This is a genomic window from Streptomyces sp. NPDC050549, assembly GCF_040655035.1.
Classification (GTDB): domain Bacteria; phylum Actinomycetota; class Actinomycetes; order Streptomycetales; family Streptomycetaceae; genus Streptomyces.
Genome location: NZ_JBFAJD010000005.1, coordinates 217980 through 242646 on the forward strand (window position 1 = coordinate 217980; position 24667 = coordinate 242646).

The 24667-nt window shown below is 69.5% G+C and carries 24 protein-coding genes; 13 read left to right on the top strand and 11 right to left on the bottom strand.

All coding sequences use genetic code 11. The features are described 5' to 3' along the window. Window positions 1-17 precede the first annotated feature (17 nt). From AB0I51_RS10710 to AB0I51_RS10745, 8 genes are all read left to right on the top strand, one after another. Complete coding sequence (locus tag AB0I51_RS10710) at window positions 18-3917, top strand: nitrate- and nitrite sensing domain-containing protein (protein WP_362973473.1); 3900 nt, start codon at window positions 18-20, stop codon at window positions 3915-3917. A gap of 9 nt (window positions 3918-3926) precedes the next feature. Beyond that, complete coding sequence (locus AB0I51_RS10715) at window positions 3927-4340, top strand: roadblock/LC7 domain-containing protein (RefSeq protein ID WP_030851929.1); 414 nt, start codon at window positions 3927-3929, stop codon at window positions 4338-4340. 111 nt (window positions 4341-4451) lie between these two features. Then, window positions 4452-4850 (top strand): DUF742 domain-containing protein, encoded by a 399-nt coding sequence (locus AB0I51_RS10720; RefSeq protein WP_019058642.1) that lies wholly within the window; start codon window positions 4452-4454, stop codon window positions 4848-4850. Then, window positions 4831-5406 (top strand): ATP/GTP-binding protein, encoded by a 576-nt coding sequence (locus tag AB0I51_RS10725; RefSeq protein ID WP_006375318.1) that lies wholly within the window; start codon window positions 4831-4833, stop codon window positions 5404-5406. The genes AB0I51_RS10720 and AB0I51_RS10725 overlap by 20 nt, the downstream gene beginning before the upstream one ends. A gap of 401 nt (window positions 5407-5807) precedes the next feature. After that, a complete protein-coding gene (locus tag AB0I51_RS10730) occupies window positions 5808-9128 on the top strand; it encodes a nitrate- and nitrite sensing domain-containing protein (RefSeq protein WP_362973475.1) in 3321 nt (1106 codons plus the stop codon). A 10-nt stretch (window positions 9129-9138) separates the two neighbouring features. Continuing rightward, window positions 9139-9552 carry a roadblock/LC7 domain-containing protein gene (locus AB0I51_RS10735; RefSeq protein ID WP_005479603.1) on the top strand — a complete coding sequence of 138 codons (414 nt, stop codon included), beginning with the start codon at window positions 9139-9141 and terminating at the stop codon, window positions 9550-9552. 94 nt (window positions 9553-9646) lie between these two features. After that, a complete protein-coding gene (locus AB0I51_RS10740; protein WP_026178547.1) occupies window positions 9647-10219 on the top strand; it encodes a DUF742 domain-containing protein in 573 nt (190 codons plus the stop codon). Further along, window positions 10200-10781 (top strand): ATP/GTP-binding protein, encoded by a 582-nt coding sequence (locus AB0I51_RS10745; RefSeq protein ID WP_009314218.1) that lies wholly within the window; start codon window positions 10200-10202, stop codon window positions 10779-10781. Before AB0I51_RS10740 ends, AB0I51_RS10745 begins: the two co-directional genes overlap by 20 nt. 56 nt (window positions 10782-10837) lie before the next feature. Here the strand turns inward: AB0I51_RS10745 and AB0I51_RS10750 are convergent, their stop codons facing one another. The 3 genes from AB0I51_RS10750 to AB0I51_RS10760 form a co-directional block, all read right to left on the bottom strand. Next, a complete protein-coding gene (locus AB0I51_RS10750; RefSeq protein WP_362973478.1) occupies window positions 10838-11365 on the bottom strand; it encodes a hypothetical protein in 528 nt (175 codons plus the stop codon). Window positions 11366-11464: 99 nt separating this feature from the next. After that, window positions 11465-11653, bottom strand: coding sequence for an acyl-CoA carboxylase subunit epsilon (locus AB0I51_RS10755; RefSeq protein WP_019068709.1), 189 nt, complete (start codon window positions 11651-11653; stop codon window positions 11465-11467). Window positions 11654-11710: 57 nt separating this feature from the next. Beyond that, complete coding sequence (locus AB0I51_RS10760; RefSeq protein ID WP_043259487.1) at window positions 11711-13294, bottom strand: acyl-CoA carboxylase subunit beta; 1584 nt, start codon at window positions 13292-13294, stop codon at window positions 11711-11713. A 402-nt stretch (window positions 13295-13696) separates the two neighbouring features. On the opposite strand from AB0I51_RS10760, the gene AB0I51_RS10765 reads away from it, so the two are divergent. Next, complete coding sequence (locus AB0I51_RS10765) at window positions 13697-14305, top strand: YceI family protein (protein WP_362973481.1); 609 nt, start codon at window positions 13697-13699, stop codon at window positions 14303-14305. Here AB0I51_RS10765 and AB0I51_RS10770 read toward each other — a convergent pair. Next, window positions 14292-15362 (bottom strand): crosslink repair DNA glycosylase YcaQ family protein, encoded by a 1071-nt coding sequence (locus AB0I51_RS10770; RefSeq protein ID WP_362973483.1) that lies wholly within the window; start codon window positions 15360-15362, stop codon window positions 14292-14294. The two genes, AB0I51_RS10765 and AB0I51_RS10770, sit on opposite strands and share 14 nt — an antisense overlap. Beyond that, the gene (locus tag AB0I51_RS10775) at window positions 15355-16101 is read right to left on the bottom strand and encodes a helix-turn-helix transcriptional regulator (RefSeq protein WP_362973485.1); all 747 of its coding nucleotides are present in this window, start codon (window positions 16099-16101) and stop codon (window positions 15355-15357) included. The genes AB0I51_RS10770 and AB0I51_RS10775 overlap by 8 nt, the downstream gene beginning before the upstream one ends. A gap of 54 nt (window positions 16102-16155) precedes the next feature. On the opposite strand from AB0I51_RS10775, the gene AB0I51_RS10780 reads away from it, so the two are divergent. Then, window positions 16156-17337: an MFS transporter gene (locus AB0I51_RS10780; RefSeq protein ID WP_362973487.1), complete on the top strand. Its 1182-nt coding sequence runs from the start codon at window positions 16156-16158 to the stop codon at window positions 17335-17337. Between the two features lie 24 nt (window positions 17338-17361). Here AB0I51_RS10780 and AB0I51_RS10785 read toward each other — a convergent pair whose 3' ends face one another. Next, the gene (locus tag AB0I51_RS10785) at window positions 17362-18540 is read right to left on the bottom strand and encodes a hypothetical protein (protein WP_362973489.1); all 1179 of its coding nucleotides are present in this window, start codon (window positions 18538-18540) and stop codon (window positions 17362-17364) included. A 127-nt stretch (window positions 18541-18667) separates the two neighbouring features. Further along, complete coding sequence (locus AB0I51_RS10790) at window positions 18668-19246, bottom strand: TetR/AcrR family transcriptional regulator (protein WP_362973491.1); 579 nt, start codon at window positions 19244-19246, stop codon at window positions 18668-18670. 91 nt (window positions 19247-19337) lie between these two features. On the opposite strand from AB0I51_RS10790, the gene AB0I51_RS10795 reads away from it, so the two are divergent. After that, window positions 19338-19784 (top strand): DUF1772 domain-containing protein, encoded by a 447-nt coding sequence (locus AB0I51_RS10795; protein ID WP_362973665.1) that lies wholly within the window; start codon window positions 19338-19340, stop codon window positions 19782-19784. Here AB0I51_RS10795 and AB0I51_RS10800 read toward each other — a convergent pair. Further along, window positions 19777-20190, bottom strand: a complete 414-nt coding sequence (locus AB0I51_RS10800; protein WP_362973493.1) for an ATP-binding protein — start codon at window positions 20188-20190, stop codon at window positions 19777-19779. The two genes, AB0I51_RS10795 and AB0I51_RS10800, sit on opposite strands and share 8 nt — an antisense overlap. Before the next feature lie 112 nt (window positions 20191-20302). Between AB0I51_RS10800 and AB0I51_RS10805 the strand changes: the two genes are divergently transcribed. Together AB0I51_RS10805 and AB0I51_RS10810 are read left to right on the top strand one after the other, a co-directional pair. After that, entirely contained in the window at window positions 20303-21121 is an 819-nt protein-coding gene (locus tag AB0I51_RS10805; RefSeq protein ID WP_362973495.1) for a helix-turn-helix transcriptional regulator, read from the top strand. Beyond that, a complete protein-coding gene (locus AB0I51_RS10810; protein WP_362973497.1) occupies window positions 21121-21336 on the top strand; it encodes a DUF397 domain-containing protein in 216 nt (71 codons plus the stop codon). Before AB0I51_RS10805 ends, AB0I51_RS10810 begins: the two co-directional genes overlap by 1 nt. Here the strand turns inward: AB0I51_RS10810 and AB0I51_RS10815 are convergent. Genes AB0I51_RS10815 through AB0I51_RS10825 form a run of 3 tightly spaced genes read right to left on the bottom strand, consistent with a single transcriptional unit; the run spans window position 21317 to window position 24539 of the window. Continuing rightward, on the bottom strand, window positions 21317-22063 hold the full coding sequence (locus AB0I51_RS10815; protein WP_362973499.1) for an ABC transporter permease subunit: 747 nt from the start codon (window positions 22061-22063) through the stop codon (window positions 21317-21319). The two genes, AB0I51_RS10810 and AB0I51_RS10815, sit on opposite strands and share 20 nt — an antisense overlap. Further along, window positions 22060-23598, bottom strand: coding sequence for a hypothetical protein (locus AB0I51_RS10820; protein ID WP_362973501.1), 1539 nt, complete (start codon window positions 23596-23598; stop codon window positions 22060-22062). The genes AB0I51_RS10815 and AB0I51_RS10820 overlap by 4 nt, the downstream gene beginning before the upstream one ends. Beyond that, window positions 23595-24539, bottom strand: coding sequence for an ATP-binding cassette domain-containing protein (locus AB0I51_RS10825; RefSeq protein ID WP_362973503.1), 945 nt, complete (start codon window positions 24537-24539; stop codon window positions 23595-23597). The genes AB0I51_RS10820 and AB0I51_RS10825 overlap by 4 nt, the downstream gene beginning before the upstream one ends. Between the last annotated feature and the right edge of the window lie 128 nt (window positions 24540-24667).

Here is a 24667-nt window from a genome sequence, read left to right on the forward strand (position 1 = left end):
CAGAGGTTGCGACGCTAGTGCAGGGACGTTTCAAGAGGGATGGCAGTGCTCCGGCGGAGCCGGAGCCGCATGGCGGGGCTGGCCCCAACACCGGCAGCTCCTCGCCCCAGCACGCCCAGAACCCGGGCCCGGCACCGTCAGGCGACGGCGGGGGCCCCGGGCGCCCCGGTGTGTCCGCAGCCCCGACCCCCGCGCCCCCGGTGAAGCCGCCGAGCGGTACGCCAGGACCCGGCTCACGCGTCGCACTGCGCAACTGGCGCATTTCGACGCGCCTTGTGTCGCTGCTCGCGCTCCCCGTGGTCGCGGCCACCTCGCTGGGCGCCCTGCGCATCAGCGACTCCATGACCGACATCCAGCAGCTCGACAACATGAAGCTGCTGACGGACATGACCAAGCAGGCCACCGAGCTGGCCACCGCGCTCCAGGAGGAGCGCGACCAGTCGGCCGGTCCCCTGTCGCACGGCGGCAAGGCCACCGACTACGAGGTCAAGGGCTACGAGGAGAAGACCGACCGCGCCCGCGACAACTTCATCAACTCCTCGGAAGAGGTGGACAGCGCCAGCAGGAACGGAAACCTGCAGGGCGTCCGCGAGACCGTGGTCGGTCTCGCCACCGAGTTGGACAACCTCGACAAGATCCGCAAGACGGCGTACCAGTCGAAGGGCAACTCGACGCAGACGGTCGACGCCTACCACCGTCTGATCACCCAGCTGCTCGACCTCTCCCAGGACATGGCCGAGGCGACCAGCAACCCGGAGATGATCCAGCGCACGCGCGCCCTGGCCGCCTTCTCCTCGGCCAAGGAGTTCGCATCCGTGCAGCGCGCCGTCATCGCGGCGGCCCTGCCCGACAACAACACGACGACCGGCAAGCTCTCCGACAACGACCGGCTGTACGCCGACTCCGCGTTGGAGAGCGAGAAGTCGGACCTGGCGATCTTCCGCAACATCTACGGCGACCAGGGTGCCGAGGACCTCATCCAGCCGATCGAGGACGGCAACGCCACGATCGACGCCGCGGACAAGTACGCGGAGCGCGCCCTCGCCAACACGAACGGCCTGGCCTCGCTGGACAAGCGGTCCTACAAGGACTGGGTGGACGACAGCTCGACCAAGATCGAGCAGATGAAGAAGATCGAGCACACGCTCCTCGAGGACATGGAGCAGAAGGCCCGCGAGCTGCGCTCCGCCTCCGAGCGCGAGGCGATCATCTCCGGTGCGCTGATCCTGCTCGTGCTCGGCGTCTCCCTCGTCGGCGCCTTCGTCATCGCCCGCTCCATGATCCGCTCGCTGCGCCGGCTCCAGGAGACCGCCAACAAGGTCGCCCAGGACCGGCTGCCCGAGCTGGTCAAGCAGCTCTCCGAGTCCGACCCGCAGGACGTCGACACGTCCGTGGAGTCGGTCGGTGTGCACTCCCGGGACGAGATCGGCCAGGTGGCCGCGGCCTTCGACGACGTGCACCGCGAGGCAGTCCGCCTCGCCGCCGAGCAGGCCCTCCTGCGGGGCAACGTCAACGCGATGTTCACCAACCTCTCGCGCCGCTCCCAGGGCCTCATCCAGCGTCAGCTCTCGCTCATCTCCGAACTGGAGTCCCGCGAGGCCGACCCGGACCAGCTGTCCTCCCTCTTCAAGCTCGACCACCTCGCGACCCGCATGCGCCGTAACGGTGAGAACCTTCTCGTTCTCGCCGGTGAAGAGCCCGGCCGCCGCTGGACCCGCCCGGTCCCGCTGGTCGACGTGCTCCGCGCCGCCGCCTCCGAGGTGGAGCAGTACGAGCGCATCGAGCTGTCCTCCGTGCCGACCACCGAAGTGGCCGGCCGCGTGGTCAACGACCTCGTGCACCTGCTCGCAGAGCTGCTGGAGAACGCGACCTCGTTCTCCTCGCCGCAGACCAAGGTCAAGGTCACCGGTCACGCGCTGCCCGACGGCCGCGTCCTGATCGAGATCCACGACACCGGTATCGGCCTCTCCCCCGAGGACCTCGCGGCGATCAACGAGCGGCTCGCCTCGCCGCCCACCGTGGACGTCTCGGTCTCCCGCCGCATGGGTCTGTTCGTGGTCGGCCGGCTGTCCCAGCGTCACGGCATCCGCATCCAGCTGCGCCCCTCCGACTCCGGTGGTACGACCGCGCTGGTCATGCTCCCCGTCGATGTCGCCCAGGGCGGCAAGAAGCCCGCTCCCGGCCAGGCCTCTGCCGGCGCGGCCGCCGCCGCGGCCGGTGCCGGTGCGGCCCGCCGGGGCAACGGTCAGGGCGGCTCCGCCCTCGGCGCGGGTGCGCCGGGGAACGGCGGACTGCTCGGTGCCGGTGCCGCTCCGCGCGGCCAGGTCGGTTCCGGTCAGGGCCCACGGGCCGCGCTGCCCGGTGCGGGCGGTGGACGTCCGGGTGGTCCCGGTGGTCCGGGTGCTCCCGGCGGCGCGCGTGGACCGCAGGGTCCCTCGGCGCCGCAGGGCCGTCCGGCCGCAGGCTCCGGTGCCGGTCTCTTCGGCCAGGCGCCCGGTGCCCCGCAGGGGCTGCAGGCCACCGGTACGGGTACCCCGCAGGGCTTCGGCGACGGACGTCAGGACGCCTTCGGCGCAACTCCTCCGCAGCAGCAGAACGGCGCGGTTCCCCCGCAGCGTGCGAACAACGAGCCCGAGCCGCCCCGTGGCGGAGGCCGGCGCCGCGGGCGTCAGCCGCAGCTCCCCCCGCGCGGTGGTGCGCGGGCCGAGCTGCCGGGCGGCAACAACCAGCGCCCCAGCTGGAGCGACGAGAACGCGCAGCCCCCGCTGGGCCGCGGCAACCTCGACACCCCGCGCGGTCACGACGAGCGGGACGCCGAGCAGACCTCCCGGATGCCGCGCATCGACGACCGTCAGGGCCCCGGCACGCAGGAGATGCCGGCGATCCCCCGCCTCGACGCGCAGGACAGCAGGCAGTTCCCGCGCCCGGGCACCAGCGGACCGCAGGACACCGGCTCCTTCCCGCGCCCCGGTGCGGGCGGACCGCAGGACACGGGGTCCTTCCCCCGGCCGAACCTCAACGGGTCCCAGAACACGGGCCAGTTGCCGCGTCCGGGCGCCAACGGAGCACCGGCCAACGGCCAGTTCCCGAGGCAGGACTTCGACACCCCGCGTCCCGGTTCCAACTCGCAGCAGAACGGCGGCCAGTTCGTCCGCTCGGACGTCTTCGGCTCTCCGAACAGCCCGGCCAACAACCCGTCGAACCCGGCCAACACGGGACAGTTCGCCGTCCCACAGGCCTACGACGGCAGCTCCACCGGCCAGTTCGCGACTCCCGGTTTTGACAACGGGTCCACCGGTCAGCACAATCTGCCGGGCCGTCAGAACCCCGGGAACACCGGGCAGTTCGACCGTCCGCAGGTCAACGGGAACCGCAACGGCGCCGACTTCGGCGCCGCGCGTCCGCCCGCCCCGCAGCGTCCCACCCGCCAGGAGCCCGAGGCGTTGCCGCCTGCCACGGGTCCCGGTGACGGCAGGACGCCGCTGTACGACACGCTGGAGACCAACTGGTTCCACGGCCAGCAGGCGGAAGCGCAGAGCCAGAGCAACGGCTCCGCGCCCGCCCCGCAGCCGCAGGCATCGCAGGCTCCGGCCACACCCCCTCAGCGTCCCACGGGCGGTGCCTGGCGCAGCTCGCCGAACGACGATCTCGTTCGGCAGGCAGAGCGCGTACGGCAACCGGCCGCGGGCGGCGTCACCACCTCCGGCCTGCCGCGCCGGGTGCCCAGGGCGAACCTCGTCCCGGGCACGGCTCAGCAGCAACAGCACCAAACCGGTCCGCAGGTCTCGCGTGCGCCTGATGACGTACGCGGCCGGCTGACCAATCTCCGTCGGGGCATCGCACAGGGCCGCCAGGCCGGTACGGGTACCGGCCAGACCGGCAGCTTCCCCAGCCCCACTCACCAGCAGGAGCGTTAGTTGAGCCAGATGAGCCAGGCGGCACAGAACCTCAACTGGTTGATAACCAACTTCGTGGACAACACCCCCGGTGTGTCCCACACCGTCGTCGTATCCGCCGACGGACTCCTTCTGGCCATGTCGGAAGGCTTCCCGCGCGACCGCGCCGACCAGCTCGCGGCCGTGGCATCCGGGTTGACCTCGCTGACGGCCGGGGCCTCCCGGATCTTCGAGGGCGGCGAAGTGGCACAGACAGTCGTGGAGATGGAGCGAGGGTTTCTCTTCCTCATGTCCGTCTCGGACGGCTCGTCCCTGGCAGTGCTCGCGCACCCCGAGTGCGACATCGGCCTCGTCGGCTACGAGATGGCACTGCTCGTCGACCGTGCAGGGGCGGTTCTCACGCCGGACCTGCGCGCCGAACTCCAGGGCAGTCTGCTTCACTGACCGGCCCCGGCACCACTCGTCTCACCAAATCACCGTCCGGCCGCCACAATCCCCCCACCGGCCCTGTCAGACGGCTAGCCCGACCGACTTGCTGTCCCGCCCGGAGGATTCATGACCCCGCCCACCGCCTCTCATGATCCGTACGCCGAGCCGTACGGGGACGAGGGCGACCAGCCGCTGGTACGTCCGTACGCGATGACCGGCGGCCGGACCCGGCCGCGCTATCAGCTCGCCATCGAGGCACTGATCAGCACCACGGCCGACCCGGCAGCGCTGATGGGACTGCTCCCTGAGCACCAGCGCATCTGCCACCTGTGCCGTGAGGTCAAGTCGGTCGCGGAGGTGTCGGCACTCCTCGCCATGCCCCTCGGTGTGGCGCGGATCCTCGTCGCGGACCTCGCCGAGGCCGGACTGGTGGCCATCCACCAGCCGGGCGGCGACGAGAACAACGGCGGCGCTCCGGACGTGACGCTGCTCGAAAGGGTGCTCAGTGGACTTCGCAAGCTCTGACGGAGGGCGGGCGACCACCTCCGCGAAGATCGTGGTGGCGGGTGGCTTCGGCGTCGGCAAGACCACGTTCGTGGGTGCCGTCTCCGAGATCAACCCGCTGCGCACGGAGGCCGTCATGACGTCCGCTTCGGCGGGCATCGACGACCTCACCCACACCGGGGACAAGACCACCACCACGGTGGCCATGGACTTCGGCCGTATCACCCTGGACCAGGACCTGATCCTGTACCTCTTCGGTACGCCGGGTCAGGACCGTTTCTGGTTCATGTGGGACGACCTGGTACGAGGCGCGATCGGCGCCGTCGTGCTGGTGGACACCCGCCGTCTCGCCGACTGCTTCCCGGCGGTCGACTACTTCGAGAACAGCGGGCTGCCCTTCGTCATAGCCCTCAACGGTTTCGACGGCCACCAGCCGTACAACCCGGAGGAGGTGCGCGAGGCCCTCCAGATCGGGCCGGACGCGCCGATCATCACGACGGACGCCCGGCACCGCTCGGACGCCAAGAGTGCGCTGATCACGCTGGTCGAGCACGCACTGATGGCCCGGCTCCGGTAGCTGTTGGCGGGCCTCGACATGCAGTTCTCAAGTCGGCAGCGCCGTACGGCAGTTGTCGTAGACACCCCGGAGCCGGCTGTGGCCTTTGACACGGTCGGCCCCGGTGTTCATAACGTTTCGGCAGAGGAATCGGGTGGTATCGCAACGCGTCGCGGTCATCCGGTGCCACTGCGCTAACAAAGCCCCGTCTTTTGGCGGGGCTCGCTCTTTATGACCGTTTTATGTGGGGCTTACATCACGTGGAATCCGCCGTTCCGACTGTTTGGAATCGCGCAGGCTGACGTGCTGGAATGCCTGAACTGCCCAATAGTCAACGACGTACTGATAGTCAGAGCTCGTTGACGGGCCTGAGACACTGCGGCACGAGGATAGGTGCCGACCGCCGGAAGGTTGTTGGTCGAGTGAGGCGAAGCAAGAACGGTCCCGAGCCGTCGGCCCGGGGCAACTTCACCCCGCCGCCGCGCGGAGCGGCGCCCGCCCCTGTGCCAGGCTCGGAGCCTTCGGCACCACCCCCTCCCAGCGGGGGCCGTTTCTCGCCCCGCAACTGGCGGGTGCCGACCCGGCTGAACGCGATCCTGCTCATACCCGTGGGCGTCGGCCTCATCATGGGCGGCTTCCAGGTGAAGAACTCGATCGACACCTGGCAGAACGCCGAGGACGCGGAGAAGACCGCCCGCGTGGTGCAGGCCGCACTGACCTACAGCAACGCGATCACCAACGAGCGTGACGTGACCGCCGCTCCGCTGCTGGAGGGCAAGGGTCAGAAGGACGCGACGGTTGTGGCGGCCCGCAAGGCCACCGACGACGCCGCCGACGTCTTCGACAAGGCCGCGCAGAACATGCCGGACCAGCCGGGCCTGGAGCGGCGCCTCAGCCGCTTCCGCAAGGTGGAGCCGCAGCTGCAGTCGATCCGGAACGTCGCCTACACCTCCAAGATGAAGGGCGTGCAGACCGAGGAGAGCTACGTCAACCTGGAGCACCCGCTCCTGGAGTTCTCCAACGAACTCGGCCTCGGCACCGGCAACATCACCAGCTACGGCCGCTCGGTCTACGCCATCGCACTGGCCAAGGGCGCTCTCTCCCTGGAGCGCTCCATCGGCACGCACCTGCTGGTGAACCCCGGCCCGGACGCGAACAGCCTGGCCACCCAGCGCACCGCCCTCACCTCGTACGCCTACCTGGAGGGCATCGCCATCCAGGAGTACCAGGCCGGTGGTACCGACGCGGACATCGCGAAGCTGAACACGGCGCTGGCGAAGGTCCAGACCGACGGCGCGGCCATGGTCAAGCAGGCCGTCGCGCAGGCGAAGGCCGCCAACAAGACGTACGTGCCGCCGCCCAGCGACCCGGTCAAGATCGTCACGGCCATGTCGCAGCTGCAGACCACCGACACCTCGGCGCGCACCGCCCTCGCGGCGCAGGGCATCACCGCGCAGAACTGGTGGGCGGGCACCACCCTCAAGTACGAGGCGTACCGCAAGATCGAGGAGGACAAGGCCGACATCGCGGTGAGCGAGGCCTCCGACATCGCCAACAACGCCAAGCGTGACGCCATCATCACCGGCGCCGCCGTCGTCGTCGCCCTGCTCCTCGCCTTCATCCTCGCCGGCGCGGTCGCCCGCCAGATGAGCCGCTCGATGCGCCAGCTGCGCAACGCGGCCTTCGGCATCGCCGAGCAGCGCCTGCCGATGCTGGTCGACCAGCTCTCGCGCACCGACCCCGGCCGCGTCGACACCCGCGTCCAGCCGATCCCCATCACCACCACGGACGAGATCGGCGAAGTCGCCAGAGCCTTCGACCAGGTCCACCGGGAAGCCGTGCGACTGGCCGCCGAGCAGGCCCTCCTGCGCGGCAACATCAACGCGATCTTCACCAACCTCTCGCGCCGCAACCAGTCCCTGATCGAGGGCCAGCTGACCCTGATCACCGACCTGGAGAACAACGAGGCCGACCCGGACCAGCTGGAGAACCTCTTCCGCCTGGACCACCTCGCGACCCGTATGCGCCGCAACGGCGAGAACCTCCTCGTTCTCGCCGGCGAGGAGCCCGGCCGCCGCTGGGACCAGCCGGTCCCGCTCGTCGACGTGCTCCGTGCCGCCTCCTCCGAGGTGGAGCAGTACGAGCGCATCGAGCTCTCCGGCGTTCCGGAGGCCGAGATCCACGGCCGCGCCGTGACCGACCTCGTGCACCTGCTGGCCGAGCTCCTGGAGAACGCCACCACGTTCTCCTCGCCGCAGACCAAGGTCCGCGTCACCGCGACCCGTCTCCCCGACGGCCGCGTCATGATCGAGATCCACGACAAGGGCATCGGCCTCACCGCCGAGGACTTCGCGGACATCAACCACAAGCTGGCCAACCCGCCGACCGTGGACGTCGCGATCTCCCAGCGCATGGGCCTGTTCGTGGTCGGCCGGCTGTCCGACCGGCACGGCATCCGCGTCCAGCTCCGCCCCTCGGGCGAGCAGGCCGGCACCACCTCGCTGGTCATGCTGCCCGACGCGATCACCCACGGTGGCGGCGGCGAACAGCAGCTCCAGCGCGACGAGTTCACCGTCTCGCAGATCATGCCGGAGCAGCCGCAGTACCAGGGCGAGGACTTCAACCAGACCCCGATCCGCACGGCCGCCGAGCTCGGCTTCGACGACACCCGCTACCCCGAGGTGCCGGACGACATCCGCGAGCTCGACCCGGTGGGCCGTTCGCTGATGCGCGAGGAGCGCCGGGCGGCCCTGGAGTCCCAGAAGCCGGGCCAGGAGGCCCTGGAGCCGGGCACCTACCAGGAGTTCGCCGAGTTCGAGGAGCCCCAGCAGCAGCCGTACGCCGAGAACGGGCAGCAGGCGTACCAGGAGCAGCCGACGGCGTACAACGGGCAGCCGACGTACGAGGAGCAGCAGCAGACGTCGTACGACGAGCCGCTCCAGCCCGCGTACGACGAGCAGTACTTCGCGCCGAACGGCAACGGGACGCAGAACGACACCTTCGCCGACTCCTTCCCGTCCAACGGCGGTTACCCGGAGCCCGGGTATGCGGAGCCGGTGCAGGAGGAGCACGCGTCGGCGCACGCCGCGGCCCCGGAGACCTATCCGGGCTTCGAAGAGCCGTCCTATCAGGATGACTGGCCGCAGCAGGACGGTTACCGCAACGGCTACCCGGACCAGTACGCTCCGGAATCGGAACCTTCGCAGGCCGCTGACGTGAGTGAGCTGGATCACGTAGGCTTCGACCGTCCGGGACCGGCCCCCTCGGCTGTCCACGCGCTGACCGACGCCGGGCTGCCGCGCCGCGGTTCGGCCGCGAATGGCACCAACGGTTCGCAGTCCGCGCGCCAGGAGTCGACGGCCACCGCCCCGGAGAGCAAGACCAACATCTTCGGTACGGCGAACGGCACCGCGAACGGAAACGGCAGCGCCAACGGCAGCACCGGGACCGTGGACTGGCGCTCGGCGAACGACGAGCGGTGGCAGCAGGCCTCGGCGCTGAAGAAGCCGAAGGCCGGCGGGGTCACCTCCTCCGGTCTGCCGAGGCGGGTGCCCAAGGCCAACCTGGTCGAGGGCACCGCCGAGAGCACCCCTCAGGGCGGCCCCCAGGTCTCCCGCGCTCCCGAGGACATCCGGGGCAGGCTCAGCAACCTGCGCCGCGGGGTCCAGCGGGGTCGTAGCGCAGGCAGTGAAACGAACGGTCAGGGCTTCGGTTCTGACAGCACCTACAACCAGGAGCGTTAGTGTGAGCCCGATGAGCCAGGCGGCGCAGAACCTGAACTGGTTGATCACCAACTTCGTGGACAACACCCCGGGTGTGTCGCACACGGTGGTGGTCTCCGCCGACGGACTCCTTCTGGCGATGTCCGAAGGTTTCCCGCGTGACCGTGCCGATCAGTTGGCGGCCGTCGCGTCGGGTCTGACCTCACTGACCGCCGGCGCCTCGCGCATCTTCGAGGGCGGCAGCGTGAACCAGACGGTTGTGGAGATGGAGCGGGGATTCCTCTTCATCATGTCCGTGTCCGACGGTTCCTCCCTCGCGGTTCTCGCACACCCCGAGGCGGACATCGGCCTCATTGGGTACGAGATGGCCCTTCTGGTGGACCGTGCCGGTACGGTTCTGACCCCTGACCTTCGAGCAGAGCTCCAGGGGAGCCTTCTCAACTAACAAACGGACGGTGCGTTTTGGCGTCCCGAGGCCATAAGGTTTCGGGACGCGGCTCCACATTGATGGGTGCCCGGCACAGTCGGAGGAGGAGAAAGTGGCAACACCCCCAGGCGGTTCGTCTTCGGGCAACTGGTCGTACGGCCCCGGACAGGGGCAGGGCGACGGTTCCCAGAACCGATACAACTTCCCCTCCTCACCCTCCCCGCGTCACCCTCAGTACCCGCAGGGCCCCGGTCCGTCACCGTACGACCAGCCGCCGGCGCCGCGCATCCAGCCCGTGCAACCGCACCGACGCTCCCCCGAGGCGGCGCCCGCGGGTTCGTCGAGCAATCCCCTGGTGCGTCCGTACGCCATGACCGGCGGCCGGACCCGCCCCCGCTACCAGCTCGCCATCGAGGCGCTGGTGCACACCACCGCGCAGCCGCACCAGATGCAGGGCCAGTTGCCCGAGCATCAGCGGATCTGCAACCTCTGCCGGGAGATCAAGTCGGTGGCCGAGATCTCGGCCCTCCTGACGATCCCTCTCGGTGTGGCCAGGATCCTCGTCGCCGACTTGGCGGAGGCGGGCCTGGTCGCCATTCATCAGCCCGGCGGCGACGAGAACGCCGGCGGCCAGCCAGACGTGACACTGCTCGAAAGGGTGCTCAGTGGACTTCGCAAGCTCTAGCGGCGGTCCTTCCCGCTCCACTACCTCGGCGAAGATCGTGGTGGCGGGTGGCTTCGGCGTGGGCAAGACCACGTTCGTCGGGGCCGTCTCGGAGATCAACCCGCTGCGTACCGAGGCTGTGATGACGTCCGCGTCCGCGGGCATCGACGACCTCACCCACACCGGAGACAAGACGACCACCACGGTCGCCATGGACTTCGGACGCATCACCCTGGACCAGGACCTGATCCTGTACCTCTTCGGCACCCCCGGCCAGGACCGCTTCTGGTTCATGTGGGACGACCTGGTACGAGGCGCGATCGGCGCGATCGTGCTCGTGGACACCCGCCGTCTCGCCGACTGCTTCCCCGCGGTCGACTACTTCGAGAACTCGGGCCTCCCCTTCGTCATCGCCCTCAACGGCTTCGACGGCCAGCAGCCGTACAACCCCGACGAGGTCCGTGAGGCCCTCCAGATCGGCCCGGACACTCCGATCATCACGACGGATGCCCGGCACCGGGCCGACGCGAAGTCGGCGCTGATCACGCTGGTGGAGCATGCGTTGATGGCGCGGCTGCGGTAGCACCGACGCGCTGCGGCCCCTGTGCCTCCGGAGGGAGGCACAGGGGCCGTTTCCGTTCACCAGAGCCCTACGGGGTCACGCCAGGCCGCTCTCCGCAGGATGTCCCGGATGGAACCCATCCCGAACTTGTCCTCGGCGCTGGAGAGTTCGGCCACTTCCAACAGGAGGGGCCGGATGTCGACCCCCGCGGCACGCGCCTCTTCGCACATGCCGTTCAGGGTGACCATCTCATCCCGGGTGTCGATGCTCTGGTCCCGGGCGGACAGGTACAACAGCTGCTGCCGGAAGGCCTCGGGCGTCCGCCCCGGTGGCACCCGCGCGGCCCAGGAGAACGAGCCGCACCGGTCCAGCAGCGCCCGCACGGCACTCCGGGTCGGTTCGTCGCCCCGTTCGTAGAGCACGAGCAGCCGGTGCAGTGCCGCCTCGGCCTCCTCGCGGACACCGGCCTCGTCCAGCGGGTCCGGGCCGTCGCGCAGACGGACCGGCCAGTCGGGGTCGGTGATGTCCACCGGCCTCTCCGCCAACGGCTTCAGCAGCGCGTCGACGAGTTCAACCTCGTCCGCCAACTCGCCCGGCACGCCCATGAGTTCCCCCTCCGTCGCCGTCCGAGGGCCCACTGTAGGCATGCAGAGGCCCCGGCCGCCCGGTGAAGGAGGTCGGGGCCCTGTGCGTGCTTCGGGGGCTCAGTGCCAGCTGTGCGGCGCCCGGAATCCACCCTCGCGCTCCAACCGGCGCCAGCCGGCCTTGCGAAGCGGACGGTGGGTCTCAGTCGTGGGGGCAGCCGCCGCACGAGCCAGCAGGATCGCCGTGATGGCGGCGACTTCCTCGGGCTCGGCGTGGCCCTTCTCGACACGAATGTCAGGCGTGGTCATAGGTCTCAGTCTCCGTGAGAGAGGTTTCCGCTGGGGTAGCGCGGAGGGTCCGCTGGGTTACTGCGGGGGGTTGCCGTGCTTGCGGGAGGGCAGGTCCGCGTGCTTGGTGTGCAGCATCGCGAGCGACTGGATGAGTACCTCGCGGGTCTCGGCCGGGTCGATGACGTCGTCGACGAGTCCGCGCTCGGCCGCGTAGTACGGGTGCATGAGCTCGGACTTGTACTCCTTGACCATGCGCGTCCGCATGGCCTCGGGGTCCTCGGCGTCGGCGATCTGGCGGCGGAAGATGACGTTGGCGGCACCTTCGGCGCCCATCACGGCGATCTCGTTGGTGGGCCAGGCGTAGGTGAGGTCGGCGCCGATGGACTGGCTGTCCATGACGATGTAGGCACCTCCGTACGCCTTGCGCAGGATGAGCGAAATCCTCGGGACGGTGGCGTTGCAGTACGCGTAGAGCAGCTTCGCTCCGTGCCTGATGATTCCGCCGTGTTCCTGGTCGACGCCGGGAAGGAATCCCGGGACGTCCAGAAACGTAACGATCGGAATGTTAAAAGCGTCACACATCTGGACAAAGCGCGCAGCTTTTTCGCTCGCCTCGATGTCCAGGACGCCCGCCAGGGTCTGCGGCTGGTTGGCGACGATGCCGACGACCTGTCCGTCGAGGCGGGCCAGCGCGCAGATGATGTTGCGGGCCCAGCGTTCGTGGATCTCCAGGTAGTCGCCGTCGTCGACGATCTCCTCGATGACCTTGGCCATGTCGTACGGCCGGTTGCCGTCGGCCGGGACCAGGTCGAGCAGGATGTCCGAGCGGCGGTCGGCGGCGTCGGAGGACTCCGCGCGGGGCGGGTTCTCGCGGTTGTTCTGCGGGAGCATCGACAGGAGGTAGCGCACCTCGGCGAGGCAGGTCTCCTCGTCGTCGTAGGCAAAGTGGCAGACGCCGCTCGTCTCGGCGTGCACGTCGGCGCCGCCGAGGCCGTTCTGGGTGATCTCCTCGCCGGTGACCGCCTTGACGACGTCCGGGCCGGTGATGAACATCTGCGAGGTCTCGCGGACCATGAAGACGAAGTCCGTGAGGGCGGGGCTGTAGGCCGCGCCGCCGGCGCACGGGCCGAGCATCACCGAGATCTGCGGGATCACCCCGCTCGCCTTGGTGTTGCGCTGGAAGATGCCGCCGTAGCCGGCGAGCGCGCTGACGCCCTCCTGGATGCGAGCGCCCGCACCGTCGTTCAAGGACACGAGAGGTGCTCCGGCCGCGATGGCCATGTCCATGATCTTGTGGATCTTCGTGGCGTGGGCCTCGCCCAGCGCGCCGCCGAAGATCCGGAAGTCGTGCGCGTAGACGAAGACCGTACGGCCCTCGACCGTGCCCCAGCCGGTGATGACACCGTCGGTGTAGGGCTTCTTGGCCTCCAGGCCGAAGCCGACGGCGCGGTGCCTGCGGAGCTGCTCGACCTCGCGGAAGGACCCGGGGTCGAGGAGCAGGTCGATGCGCTCCCGGCCGGTCAGCTTCCCCTTGGCGTGCTGCGCCTCGGTCGCCTTCTCGCTCGGGCCGGCCAGTGCCAGGGCACGGATCTCGTGCAGTTCGGCCACTCGCCCGCGCGCGTCCGTCGGCTCACCCGGCGCCTCATCCAAAACGGTCATGTACCGACCCTACGAAGCACACCAAGGGTTGTGCGCCGTCGACTCTGCACAGTCTCCGGCCCGTTTTCCTGGTACCACCGAACAGAACCTCATCGGCATGCAGCCGTTCCGACTGCTCAGGGGGCGTGCCCGTTGTAGGAGTCACACAAAGGCGACAGCTGAGAGCCACCTCACATTCACCTCGGGAGGATGCCATCGCCGGAGTGATTCCCGGAGGGAAACCCGGGCCCGATTCCCGCGTTGCCGAGCCCGCCGCGAGAGCGTACTCGTAGTAGTTGGCGCAACACCCTGCGGATGATGTTGAAAATTGAATGGAATAGGTCTACGGTCCTTCGTGTTGGCATCGTTGAAGATTCAACAGCTTCACTCCCGCACAACTCCCGTCCCCCTGAGGAGCACGTCATGGGCATCTTCGGCCGCAAGAGCGACGACACCGACACCACCTCGGCGCCCGGCGCCGTCAACCCCGACCTGGCCGCGCTGACCGGCGACTACACCATCGACCCGTCGCACACCACGCTCGGTTTCGTCGCCCGCCACGCCATGGTCACCAACGTCAAGGGCAAGTTCCTCGACTTCACCGGCACGCTGCACCTGGACGGTTCGGACCCCGCCAAGTCCACCGCCTCCCTGGACGTCAAGATGGAGAGCATCGACACGGGCTCCCCCGACCGTGACGGTCACCTCAAGAGCGCGGACTTCTTCAAGACGGAGGAGTTCCCCACGATGACCTTCCGCTCCACCTCCGCGGAGGCCCTCGGCGGCGACGACTACCGCATCACCGGTGACCTGGAGATCCTCGGCACCACCCGGCCGCTCTCCATCGACCTGGAGTTCAACGGCGCCGCGAAGGACCCGTTCGGCAACGAGCGCGTCGGCTTCGAGGGCAAGGCCGAGATCCTGCGCTCCGAGTGGGGCCTCACCTGGAACGCGGCCCTGGAGACCGGTGGCGTCCTCGTCTCCGACAAGATCAAGCTGAACTTCGACATCTCGGCGATCAAGAGCGCCTGAGGTCGAGCCACGCGGCCAGATCATCGATCTCGGCCTCCACGGCATCGGCGATGCTCCTGCTGAACTCCACGTCCTGATGGACGGCGTTCACCAGGAGCACGCCCGCCTTGCGGTCAGCCGTCGCGTCGAGCTTCCCGACGAGCTGATCGCCGTAGAGAATCGGCAGCGCGAAGTAGCCCCAGCGGCGCTTCGCGGCCGGCTTGTACATCTCCAACTGGTAGTCGTAGCCGAAGAGTTCGGTGGTGCGCTGCCGGTCGTGGACGAGTCGGTCGAACGGTGAGAGCAGTGCGGCGCGGCCGGTGAACGGCCGCTCCAGGTACGCCGGATCGACCCGCCACTCCCCCTTCACCCCTTCCACGACGGCCGGTTCGCCGGCCTCGCCGACGACGGCTGGTTCGACCGGGAGCGCGGTGCCGGTGGCGCGGGCGATACCGAGTGCGCGTAGCCGCCGTTCGTTCCGGAGACGGCGGGCTTCCGCGACGGGGACGGCGGGTTCGTCCGGGTAGACGCGGGACGCCAGGTCCCAGAGTCGTTCGCGTCCCGCCCTGCCCGCGATCGCGACCTCACCCCTCAGCACCATCAGCTCCAGGAGCTGGCTGACGTTGCGGTTGTGCGTCCAGCCGGACGACTGCCACGGCACCGCGCAGGTGTCGGGCAACTCCCTTGAGGTGAGCGGACCTTGGCTGCCCAACCGGTCGAGGATGTCGCGCCTGCACGCGTCGTTGGCCGCGACCCACTCCCGGTAGTGCTTCGTTTCCTTCTCCCATACGGCCATGTCGGCGCGGTAGAGCGCCAGGTCCTCGCTCGGGCGGATCATCGCGCGGAGTTCGAGGAGGGTGCGGTTCGCGAGCGCGGCGGTGAGGTCCTCCCGTGCGTACGACGAGCCGAGGCGGCTCCAGGCGACCAGGTCGGCGTTGGGTGCGACCGCGGCCGTGGGGTCGATCTGGAGCAGGGTCAACCGGCGTACGACGGCGTGGAGTTCGGTGGGGCGGTGGGCGTCGAGGAGTTGCGCCTGGACGGCGATACGGCGGGCTTCGGTACGGGTCAGTTCATGCATGGCGCTGATGTGCTCCCGGGGTGTGTCCGAAGGTGCGGCGGAAGACGTCGACGAAGGCACTCGCGGACGACCAGCCGCACTGATGGGCGACAGCCGTGACCGGGGTGTCCTCGGCCAACAGCACCAGAGCGTGGTACAGGCGGAGTTGGGTGCGCCACTGCGGGAAGGTCATACCGAGGTCGGACTTGAAGAGCCGGGAGAGCGTACGGTCGCTCACGCCGACCTGTCTGCCGAGGGCGGCCAGGGTGCGGTCGTCGGCCGGGTGGGCGCCGAGGATCTCGCAGACTGCCGTCAGGAGAGGGGCAGTTGGGGTGGGCAGGTGAAGGGGCTGCTGGGGTGAGGCCTTCAACTGGTCGAGCAGCACGGCGCGGAGGCGCGCGCGTTCGGGACTGCCGTCGTCCGGAGAGTGGGTGTACGCGAGGATCAACTCCCGTAGCAGCGGCCCGACTTCGAGGACCGTCGGTTGGTCCAGCCCCAGCGGGTTGTCGCTCGCGGGCAGGCCGAGCAGCCGTAGTTCGAGTTCGCCGTGGGCCTGGTGGGCGTGCACGGTGCCGGCCGGTACCCAGATGGCGCGGGTGCCCGGCGCGATCCACGACCCCGCGCCGGTCGTCACGGCCAGCACGCCCCGCCCCGCGTAGACGATCTGGTGGTCGTCGTGGCGGTGGGCGTCGATGGCGGCGCCGGGGGCCAGCCACTGGGTGCGGGTCGGTGCCACCGACTCATGGCGGATTTCTGTCATTGCCTGGCAGTTTATCGGAAGCGCGACAGCCTGCCAGGCAATGAACATGGCGATATGTCAAGGAACAAAGCGATCACGCTGCTCGCTGTCGGCCATGCCTGTGTGGACATCTACCAGGGCGCGGTCGCCGCGCTCATCCCGTTCTTCGTCGCCGAGCGCGCCTACAGCTATGCCGCGGTCTCGGGCATCGTGCTCGCCGCGTCCCTGCTCTCCTCGGTGGCACAGCCGGTGTTCGGTCTCCTCACCGACCGCTGGGCGATGACGTGGATCCTGCCGCTGAGCACGGTCCTCGGCGGGCTCGGCATCGCGCTGAGCGGCCTGACCGGCTCCTACGCGCTCACCCTGCTGTCCGTGGCCGTGTCCGGTGTCGGGGTCGCCGCCTACCACCCCGAGTCCGCCCGTGTCGCCCGGCTCGTCAGCGGGGGCAGCCACAGCGCGATGGGCTGGTTCTCGGTCGGCGGGAACCTCGGTTTCGCCGCCGCGCCGCTCATGGTCGGCGGTGTCGTCGCCACGGGCGGCCTGCGTCTGTCACCGCTGCTCGTGCTCCCCGCCCTCGCCGGCAGCGTGCTGTGCCTGCCGGTGCTGCGGGCGCCGGGACGGCCGGCGAGTGGTGCCGTCGACGGCACGGTCGCGGTGGGCGCCGACGACAAGGCGTCGTTCGTGCGGCTCTCGCTGTCCGTGGTACTGCGGTCCGTGGAGTTCATCGGTCTGAGCACGTTCGTCTCGCTCTACGCCCAGCAGCGCATGGGCGGCGGTACGGCGGCCGGGACCGTGGCGCTGTTCGTCCTCTACGCCGGTGGCGCCCTGGGCTCCGTGGTGGGCGGCAGTCTCGCGGGCCGCTGGGACCGGGTGACGGTCGCCCGCCGGTCGTACGTGCTGACGGTCCCGGCCGTCGCGGGCACGGTGTTCGTCCCCGGCCCGGCGTTCTACGTCTTCGTGGCACTGGCCTCGCTCGCCCTCTGCGTCCCCTTCTCCCTGCATGTCACCCTCGGCCAGGACTACTTGCCCACCCGCGTCGGCACGGCCGGCGGGATCACGCTCGGGCTGACCGTGAGCATCGGCGGCATGGTCACTCCGCTGATCGGCACCATCGCCGACGCGACGTCCCTGCGGACGGCGCTGACCCCGCTGATCGTGCTGCCGGTGTTGAGCTGGCTGCTGTTCCGGGGGCTGCCCGAACCGACGCCCCCGCGACGGGTGTTGACGAACTCGGAGACGACCGGCGCGACTGCGTGAGCCCACCGCCGCCGCGTCGTCGGGTCAGACCCGTTCCCGCGCCCACGGCTGGCGCACCCGGCTGCCGGCGTCGGCGCGGACCTTGCGCGCGTCACGGCCGACGTGCCCGTTCATCGCCGACCGCAGCCGGTGGTGAAACGTGAACCCGGGAGCCGGTCCCGCCTTCGCCGGCCGCTCCCGCACATCGGCCTTCGTGCACAGCAGGTTCCACACCCGGTCCGGGCACTCCCCGTGCCGCCAGAGGAAGTCGCAGTACGGGATGTGCGCGATCTCCAGGTTCAGCCAGCCGTCCTTCTTCAGCACGCCCTCCCACTCGGACAGGCGGAGCTTCAGATATCCGCGCTTCCGGTCGGACTTGTCGACGCTGGTGACACCGAGCACGCGGACGAAGCCCGGGGTGTGCTCCAGCACGAGCACCGGACGCTCCTTGTAGTTGTTGTCGTCGTGGGTGAGTTCGGCCGTCCAGACATCGCCCACGGCCGGGGGCCAGGACTTCACTCCGGGAGGTGCGGGATCGGCCGGCGGTCCGGTCCTCAGCCAGGGGACCAGGCGGACGGCCGCGGCCACCGCGCACCCGGCGGACACTCCCACCGTCGACCACCACAGGACGGCGAGCAGCAGTGCTCCGGCGGTGGCGTGGTCCGGGTCGGGGGCGAGGGTGGAGCCGGTGTGGTCGATCCAGTACCCGGTCACGACGGCCAGGAGCGCCTTCTGCAGTGCCGACCACAACATGACCAGCGGGAAGTAGCCGTGGTCCACCGTGCGCAGCAGACCCAGTACGGCGGCGGTCGTCGCGTAGACCACGGCCAGCCCGGCCATGGCCTGATTGCCGATCCCCGTGGCCAGGAACGCCATGACGCCCGTCACGACAGAGCAGAGGCCCACCGCGCGCGCCGCGACCAGCAGGCGGCTCCCCTTGAGCCGCGCGGGCGCCACCATCCGGACCATCGGACGGGCCACCAGCACGCACAGCGCGAGCAGCCCCACGCAGATCCAGGTGTTCCTGGTGCCGGTGAAGCCGACCCGGAGCGCCGTGAACATCAGCACCCACATCACCCACGAGCCGAACCCCACCGCGAACGGCGCCCCGCCCAGGAACTCGGGAAACAGCCGCTTGGACCTCAGCCGCGGCATCTGCACGCCACTGATCAGTGTCGCGCTCAGCCCCACCAGAAGTACGGCCCCCGCCAGAAACGCCTGCACCTTTCCTCCCCCGCTCTCGACGCTGGGAGCAGCATGGGCACGCGACCGGCGTGCCCGGCGTCGTTTCGTTCTTCCGCGCCCGCACGCCTTCCGGTCTGGTAGAAGCACGGGCTACGGACGTGCGGCGTCAGACCACGGCGAGCCGGTCCACCAGTAGCCGGGTCCTTCGTTCGGCGTCGGCCGGGGGCAGGCGGCCCGCTCGGGTCAGGGTGGCCAGGCCGTGCAGGGACGCCCAGAACACCTCGGTGAACAGGCCCGGTTGGACTCCCTCTCCGGCGACCGCGTCGAGGTTTTCCAGCAGGGCGGCGAACGCCTCCTTCATCGGCTCCGGGGTGTCCTCCCGCGCGAACGCCAGGCCGCCGTCGAGCTGGAACATGGCGTCGTACACCGCCGGGTTGCGCTCGGCGAAGTCGAGGTAGGCGCGGGCGAGGGCGGTGGCCCGGGCGTGCGGGCCGTCCGCGGCGGAGGCCGCGGTCCGCAGCTCTACGGCCAACTCGGCGGCGCCCTGGAGGGCTACGGCGCCGATGATCTCGCGCTTGCCGCGGAAGTGACTGTAGAGGACGGGCTGGCTGTACTCGATGCGCTCCGCGAGCCGGCGGGTGGTGACCGCGTCCCACCCCTGCTGTTCGGCGAGTTCGCGGGCCGTCGCCAAGATGAGGCGCTCACGGCCCGCCCGTTCGCGCTCCTTGCGTTCCTGTACCGACATGATTCGATCCTAGCACCGCTAGACATTCGAGCGGCAGTAGGACTAGCGTTGCCGCATTGTCTAGCAATGCTAGAAAACAGAGAGGGTCATGATGCTCACCGCACTTGAGGTCTTCACCACCGTGGTCGTCGGCGTGATGGTGGGGGTGGAGTTCTCCGTCGCCTTCGTCATGAACCGGATCTTCAACGCCCTTCCCGAGGACAGCGGCCAGCTCGGCCGCGCCCACGGGGGCCGGATGCTCGGCGCGGTGATGCCGTTCTGGTACATCGGCTCGCTCGTCCTGAGCGCGGTCTGGGCCGTGGCCGGATGGCACCACGACGGCGCCGGCCTCGTCGTCACCGCCGCCGGGCTGCTGATCGTGAGCGTGATCATGTCGATCCTGCTGCTCGTCCCGATCAACAACCGGGGCAAGACGTGGACCCCCGAGAACCGGCCCGACGACTGGAAGGAGCAGCTGAACCGCTGGGACCGTTACCACTACGTCCGCGTCGCCGTGATCATCGCCGCGTTCGCTCTGCTGGCCGCGGCCCTCACCTGAGCGCGAACTCGCACCACACCACTGTGCCCGGCGACCGTTCCCCCACCCCCCACTTGTCCGAAAGTGCGGCGACCAGCATCAGGCCCCGCCCCTCCTCCGCGTCCAGTTGCCGGTACGGCGTACGGACCTTGCGGAGTTCGGTGGTGCCGCTGTCGTGGACCTCGACACGGAGGACTCCGTCGGCGTGCAGCAACAGATGGACGGCGAAGCCCCGGCCCGGCGGTACGCCGTGCAGGATCGCGTTGGTCGCCAACTCGCTTACGCAGAGCAGCGCGTCGTCCATCCGGTCCGTGACCGACCAGGACGTGAGCGCATCCCGGGTGAAGTCGCGGGCCAGGGCGACCGATCTGCGGTCCCGGCGGTAGAACGCCTCGCGGGTGTGGCCTTGTTGGAGTTGTTCATTCACGGGACCACTGTCACAGGGAGTCACTATCGTGGGTCAGTGAGTGAGGTCGTAGTTCTCATTGCTACGACCTCACTACGACGTCTTCGGGTGTGCGCGGGGGAAAGGGACACGCATGCAATCGGCGAAGAGGCCCAAGAAGGTCGGCACTTGGGAAGCGGTGGGGGGGCTCGTCGCCCATTTCCGGAGGAAGGCGGGGCTCACTCAGGAGCGGTTCGCCGAGATCGCGAACCTGCACGTCGACACGATCAGGTCGATCGAGCAGGGGCGGCTGGCCTTGCAGGACTATCGGGCGGTGGAGTTCGATGAACTGCTCGGTACGGGTGAGGCGTTGTTCGCGCTGGTGGACAAGTTGCCGGTGCGGGAGCGGATGCCGCAGTTCGCGCAGGGGCTAGTCGACAACGAGCAGGAGGCGCTCAGCATCCTGTCGTACGAGAGCCTGGTGATTCCGGGTCTCCTTCAGACCAGGGACTACTGCCGCGCCGTCTTCGAGTACCGGTATCCGGCGCTCGGGGACGAGACCGCCGAGCAGTGGGTGGACAACCGGATGCACCGGCAGTTGATCTGGCAGCGCGAACGGCCGCCGGTCGGGCACTTCATCATCGAGGAGAGCGTCCTGCGGAGGCAGGTCGGCAGCGCGGAGGTCATGCGGACGCAGATTCAGCAACTGCTGGACTTCACCGAGCCGGTGAACATGAGCTTGCAGATCATGCCGATGGATCGGACTCCGCACGCCTGTCTCGACGGTCCCATGGTGCTGCTGGAAACGCCTGAGCACGATCGCCTGGTCTGGCTGGAGGTACAGCGAGCCAGCTTCCTCGTCGATGATCCCGACGAGGTCAGCGACTATCACCACAAGTATGGAATGCTGCGGTCTCAGGCTCTCACTCCCGCCGAGAGTGCGCGCCTTTTGAACGGACTGCTAGGAGACTGATGAACACCGCAGCACGGCAGCAGAACCGACCGGACGAGCTGGCGTGGTTCAAGTCCAGCTACAGCGGCAGCGAAGGCGGCAACTGCCTTGAAGTCGCCGCGCGCCCCTCCGCCATTCACGTTCGTGACTCCAAGGTGCCCGCCGGTCCCATCCTCACCGTCTCTCCCAGGACTTGGACCAGCTTCCTCGACAAGGTCACGCGTCCCGGAGCCTGAACCACACTCCCCCGATCCCCAACAGGCCCACCGCGTAGGCCGCCAGTACCCCAAGGCCCGGCCACGGAGCGATCGCCAACCTGTCCAGGTTCGTTGTCGCCTGGATGGACAGCCCCGCCGGCATCGGGGCCCAGCGCTGGAAACGGTGTTGCCAGGTCGGGGAGCTGACGAGGTGGGACAGGAGCGGGACGACGTAGAGGACGCCCAGGCCCAGTGTGATCGCGCCTCCCGTGTCGCGGAGCAGGGTCGCCAGGGACAGGCCCAGGATCGTCACCAGGACGAGGATGAGGATCGAGCCGGCCGCCGCCCGGAGCGTCGCGGTGTTCGTCGGGGGCGGGAGGATCAGGTGGGCCAGGCCCAGGGCGGCCAGGACCGCCAGGGCTCCCGCCGACGCCGTCAGCAGTGACAGTGCCGCCGCCTTCGACGCCAGGACCCGCCATCTCCCCGGCATCGCCGTGAGCGTCGTGCGGATCGTGCCTGTGGCGTACTCCGCGCCTATCGACAGCGCGCCGAGGACCAGGCAGACCGACTGGCTCAACTGGACTCCGGTGAGGGCCAGTTTGACCGTGTCCTCGTGGCAGGCGGCCGGTGTCGGGCACACCCGGGTGGTGAGCGACGAGACCGCCGCCGCCCCGACCGCCGCCGTGAGGGCGACCGTTGCCGCCAGGAGCCACCAAGTGCTGGGCAGTGTGCGGAGTTTGGTCCATTCGGCGTGCAGTGACCTCACGCGTCCCGCCTCCGTAGCGTCCAGACCGCCAGCAGGAACGCCGCAGCCGCGTAGGCCGCGAGGACTGCCAGGCCGTGGTAGGGGGTGAGGGGGTAACAGCCGCTCTCCGGGAGGCAGTTGTGCTGGACCTGGGGGTAGTAGGTGAGGCCCTGCTGGATGGCGAAGGCCGCCGCCGGTGTCGCCCGCAGCAGCCACTGTGCGACGGGGAGCGGGAGGGCGAAGGACAGGATCTGCGGGAGGATCACGAGGACCACCACCGTGGCGATCGTGCCGGCGCTGCTGCGCAGGACCACTCCCAGGGACAGGGCCAGGACCGCCACCAGGGAGAGCAGTACCGCGCTGCCCACGACCGCCCTCGACGCCGGGTTCTCCAGCAGGGAGAGGTCGGGGAACTCGGGTGGCTTGAAGCCGTTCGAGCGCAGGGTCTTCTGGGCCACGGTGAACCCGATGGCCGTGGACAGCAGGCCCGTCGAGAAGGTGATCAGCCCGATCACCGTCGCCTTCGCCGCGAGCACCTTCGTTCGGGACGGCGTCGCCGTGAACGTCGTACGGATCAGGCCCCGTTTGTATTCGGTCGTCACGAAGAGCGTGCCCAGGGCGACCATGAAGATGAGTCCGACGAAAACTCCCTGGAAGCTCATCTGGACCATGTCGGGGCTGTTCTCGTCGGGGGCGATGTCTCCCTGGCCGGTGAGGGTGTAGGTGCCGGTCGGGGACACCGTCGAAGCGCCCGGCAGGCTGTTCCCGAGCGGGGCGTCGGGGTCGGGGGCGCCGACGTCCGTGGCCGACCAGCCGCTGTCCGTCGAACTGCCCCGGAGGGTCAGGTGGTCGAAGGTGCCGGTGGCCTGGCCGCTGCCGGCCACCTCGCTCGTGCCGCCGAAGGAGCGGTGGACGACTTCGTTGACGGGGGCCGCCAGGAACAGCCCCACCTGGACAGTCCGGGGCAACCCGTCGAGTCGTACCGCCCCGAGCCGGGTCCATTTCCGGCCGTCCACCGACGCATAGCCGGTCAGTTTCCCGCCCAGCCTTTGCAGGCGGAGCCACTGCGGGGCCTCGGCCGGGTCGCTGCTCGGGCCCGCCTTGTCGTGCGTGAAGTTCCACTGCATGCGGACGCCGTGGCCGGGGGTCGCCATCACCGCCGCGTACGGCGAGCCCGGCTTCAGGCTCGACTTTACGATGATCCCGGCCTTCGCCCAGGGTCCGAGCCCCTTGCCGGAGGCGTCCTTCAGGCCGGTGACCCGCGCCGTGACCGTGCCGTCGCCGGTCAGTGCGCGGTGGGTGAAGCGGAAGGAGTCGTTGACGACCTCGCCGCCCGGGCCGAGGACGATCGGCGGCCCACCGCTGACGCTGGAACCGCTCGCGCCCAACTGGCAGACCACGACCGTGACCACCGCGCCGATCGCCAGCACCAGCAGCCAGGCCCTGACCGTCCAGAACTTCGTCCACTCCGCGCGCAGCAGGCGGCCGAAGCCGGCGCGGGCCGGGTGCAGGGCCGAGCGGTACGGGGGGACCGTCCTCGTGGGTGTCGTCGTCATCGGGACGTCACCTCGTCCCCGTCCGTGGCCGTCGACGTGAACTCGACCGCCTCCCTGGTCAGTTCCATGTACGCCTCCTCCAACGTCGCGCGATGCGCGCCCACTTCGGCGAAGGGGACCCGGGAGGCGGCGAGCAGTTCCACGATCCGTTCGGCGGGGAGGCCGGTGACCGTGATCGTGTCGCGGTCGGTGACGGCCACCGTGCCGCCCTCCCTGGCGAGGAGCTCCATCGCCTCCGCACGGCTGCTCGTGCGCAGGCGCACCCGGTCGCCGGAGGCCGCCGCGAGGAGATCGGCCACCGCGGTGTCGGCGATCAGACGGCCCCGGCCGATGACCACCAAGTGGTCGGCGGTGTCCTCGAGTTCGCTCATCAGGTGGCTGGAGACCAGGATCGCCCGGCCCTCCGTGGCCAGGTGACGGAGCAGGGTGCGGATCCACTGGATGCCCTCGGGGTCCAGGCCGTTGACCGGTTCGTCGAGGAGGAGGACCGGGGGGTCGCCGAGCAACGCGGCGGCTATGCCGAGGCGTTGGCGCATACCGAGGGAGTAGCCGCCCGCCCTTCTCCGGGACGCCTGCTCCATGCCGACCTGTTCGAGGACCTCGTCCACCCGCCGCATCGGCAGGCCGTGGGAGTGGGCCAGCCAGCGGAGATGGTCGCGGCCCCGCCGGCTGGGGTGCAGGGCGGCGGCGTCCAGGAGCGCGCCGACCTCCAACAGCGGGGTGCGCAGGGCGTGGTAGGGGCGGCCGCCGATCAGTGCCTGGCCCTCGTCGGGGGTGTCCAGGCCGAGGAGGGAACGCATGGTGGTGGACTTGCCCGCGCCGTTGGGACCGACGAAGCCGGTCACCGTGCCGGGCTCGACCGTGAAGGAGAGGCCGTCGACCGCGAGGGTCCGGCCGAACCGCTTCCGTAAGTCGCGGACTTCGATGGTTGCGTCGCTCATGGTGAGGGAGGCTAGGGGCGGGGAGCACCACACGTCGTCACGCCGGGGAGGTCCCTCACGAGGGGGACGCCGACGGGGAGGGGAGGTCGGCACAATGACCGGGTGGGTGAGAAGAGTGGGGGCGTACG

Coding starts and splice junctions, on each gene's coding strand:
- AB0I51_RS10720 (WP_019058642.1), top strand. CDS start 4,452: ATGACCCCGCCCACCGCCTCTCATGATCCGTACGCCGAGCCGTACGGG.
- AB0I51_RS10810 (WP_362973497.1), top strand. CDS start 21,121: ATGAACACCGCAGCACGGCAGCAGAACCGACCGGACGAGCTGGCGTGG.
- AB0I51_RS10805 (WP_362973495.1), top strand. CDS start 20,303: ATGCAATCGGCGAAGAGGCCCAAGAAGGTCGGCACTTGGGAAGCGGTG.
- AB0I51_RS10750 (WP_362973478.1), bottom strand. CDS start 11,365: ATGGGCGTGCCGGGCGAGTTGGCGGACGAGGTTGAACTCGTCGACGCG.
- AB0I51_RS10820 (WP_362973501.1), bottom strand. CDS start 23,598: ATGACGACGACACCCACGAGGACGGTCCCCCCGTACCGCTCGGCCCTG.
- AB0I51_RS10735 (WP_005479603.1), top strand. CDS start 9,139: ATGAGCCAGGCGGCGCAGAACCTGAACTGGTTGATCACCAACTTCGTG.
- AB0I51_RS10770 (WP_362973483.1), bottom strand. CDS start 15,362: ATGCATGAACTGACCCGTACCGAAGCCCGCCGTATCGCCGTCCAGGCG.
- AB0I51_RS10755 (WP_019068709.1), bottom strand. CDS start 11,653: ATGACCACGCCTGACATTCGTGTCGAGAAGGGCCACGCCGAGCCCGAG.
- AB0I51_RS10795 (WP_362973665.1), top strand. CDS start 19,338: ATGCTCACCGCACTTGAGGTCTTCACCACCGTGGTCGTCGGCGTGATG.
- AB0I51_RS10775 (WP_362973485.1), bottom strand. CDS start 16,101: ATGACAGAAATCCGCCATGAGTCGGTGGCACCGACCCGCACCCAGTGG.
- AB0I51_RS10765 (WP_362973481.1), top strand. CDS start 13,697: ATGGGCATCTTCGGCCGCAAGAGCGACGACACCGACACCACCTCGGCG.
- AB0I51_RS10715 (WP_030851929.1), top strand. CDS start 3,927: ATGAGCCAGGCGGCACAGAACCTCAACTGGTTGATAACCAACTTCGTG.
- AB0I51_RS10825 (WP_362973503.1), bottom strand. CDS start 24,539: ATGAGCGACGCAACCATCGAAGTCCGCGACTTACGGAAGCGGTTCGGC.
- AB0I51_RS10760 (WP_043259487.1), bottom strand. CDS start 13,294: ATGACCGTTTTGGATGAGGCGCCGGGTGAGCCGACGGACGCGCGCGGG.
- AB0I51_RS10790 (WP_362973491.1), bottom strand. CDS start 19,246: ATGTCGGTACAGGAACGCAAGGAGCGCGAACGGGCGGGCCGTGAGCGC.
- AB0I51_RS10780 (WP_362973487.1), top strand. CDS start 16,156: ATGTCAAGGAACAAAGCGATCACGCTGCTCGCTGTCGGCCATGCCTGT.